Annotated in this window: 2 protein-coding genes and 1 pseudogene; 1 reads left to right on the top strand and 2 read right to left on the bottom strand. The window is 39.1% G+C overall.

The annotated features are described in order from the left end of the window. Positions 1 to 65 (top strand): annotated as a pseudogene (locus CXF78_RS01010) (3-hydroxyacyl-[acyl-carrier-protein] dehydratase FabA); the annotation flags it as partial. A 96-nt stretch (positions 66 to 161) separates the two neighbouring features. On the opposite strand, the gene rmf reads toward CXF78_RS01010, so the two are convergent. Both rmf and CXF78_RS01020 read right to left on the bottom strand, forming a co-directional pair. After that, the gene (gene rmf / locus CXF78_RS01015; protein WP_011638106.1) at positions 162 to 338 is read right to left on the bottom strand and encodes a ribosome modulation factor; all 177 of its coding nucleotides are present in this window, start codon (positions 336 to 338) and stop codon (positions 162 to 164) included. Positions 339 to 589: 251 nt separating this feature from the next. Next, a partial coding sequence (locus CXF78_RS01020; protein WP_145991293.1) for a DUF3466 family protein occupies positions 590 to 1,225 on the bottom strand: 636 nt, incomplete at its 5' end.

Genomic DNA, 1,225 nt, shown 5'->3' on the forward strand with positions numbered 1-1,225 from the left:
GTCGTCAAATATACTCAGCAACTGATTTAAAAGTAGGTATTTTCAGTGATACATCAACTTTCTAGTTAAAACTACGTTACCTCAAAATACGTTGAACATGTTGCTCAATGCCCTCCGATCTGCATCGCGAGGGCATTTTATTAACTGTTACTTATTAAGTACTACTTGTTAAATAAGCCATTAAGACGACCGTCAATACCTTCACGCCATCCACCTAACCATTGAGACCGTGAATCCAGATTCGAATGGGGACAAACCTCCTTAGAACGCCCTCCTACTCCGGCTTGAAATCCTTTTGAAAATGCTCTGTCTAAACGATCTCTCTTCTGTCTTTTCATGCATGCGTCCTCTTCAGTGACAGGCTTCTGTTTGACATGATAAAGCTGAAGCCTTGCATATAGAAATAGATCGTTTTTTAGTCAAAATCAACCCAAAAAACCATCATTTTAATGATCTTTTATTAAGGTATTGAGAATTAGGTTAAAAAAAATCGAGGAATATTTCCTCGATTTATTTATGGTTCTAGACTACCCCCTGTTTGGGGTGCTAGATGACTGTGGCTACACTGAGTCTTTAATGACAGTTGAGCCTATTTTTTTACTCGGCGACGCAACCATAATAATGGCAGAGTGAATAACCAAGCAAAACTGGCTGCACCTTTACGCTCATAAGCCTCTTCTTCAACTGTGTCTGAAGTAGTACATGCTTCACCAGCGGTTGGTTTCAAAATAACCATTCGCGGCAAATATGCAGTTACTGGAGCACCGTTTCCGTCTAGTTCAAATAGCGGTAGGTTATTTTCACCGACAAGCACATTACCAGTAGTTGCATCGGTTTGATATTGTGGCTTACGAATAAATGCAGTCCCTACAATCGTACCGTCTTCATTAATGCTATTGGCTTCTACAACTTGAATATCGGTGTTATAAGTTAATATTTCACCAGTACCATCTTGAATACTCACTTGATGACGAGCCCACTCTCCATCAGTATTCTGTACATAGCCTTTAGAACCACAGGTAAGGAGATCGTTTAAATTAGAAAATTCGCTAGTACTATTTTCAAATAAGAAACCCACTTTTGGACGAGGCTTTTCTTTGTCGTAAGTTGATTCAACATAACCGACAACTTGTCCTTTATTGTTGATATCTTTAGGTTTGCTACTTAAATCTGACAATGTGGTTTGGAAGTCATTCGGCGTAACAATCCCTTGTTCTGGATTGTT

This window comes from Shewanella sp. 11B5 (assembly GCF_002836795.1).
Taxonomy (GTDB): Bacteria; Pseudomonadota; Gammaproteobacteria; order Enterobacterales; family Shewanellaceae; genus Shewanella; species Shewanella frigidimarina.